Source organism: Pseudomonas sp. SIMBA_068 (assembly GCF_046534705.1).
GTDB classification, from domain to species: Bacteria; Pseudomonadota; Gammaproteobacteria; order Pseudomonadales; family Pseudomonadaceae; genus Aquipseudomonas; species Aquipseudomonas putida.
In genome coordinates this window covers 1-229 of the sequence record NZ_JAWRYI010001863.1, presented here as the reverse complement: position 1 = coordinate 229, position 229 = coordinate 1, and the positions used below count along the sequence as shown (strand labels likewise).

1 protein-coding gene is annotated in these 229 nt (G+C 64.6%); it reads right to left on the bottom strand.

The window, feature by feature from the left end:
• Positions 1 to 229 (bottom strand): hypothetical protein (locus SB756_RS36235; RefSeq protein ID WP_410914084.1); only part of this gene is annotated, 229 nt, incomplete at both ends.

Here is a 229-nt window from a genome sequence, read left to right as displayed (position 1 = left end):
CGAACTGGATGCGGATCCGGTTCAGTTCGTCGGTGTGCACCTCCTCGCCCGACGGCCCGACGACGAGTGCCGTCTCCAGGTGCATCTTCGGCTTTTCATGCTCGAACGGACTACGGTATGGCACGGTCACGCGCTGGGCTTCGACTTCGACGAGAAAGTAGCCGACGCACCCGTCGGCGTGCGGCACCTCGAACGATGCGCTATCCGATCTGCTCGCACGCGCCTCGGC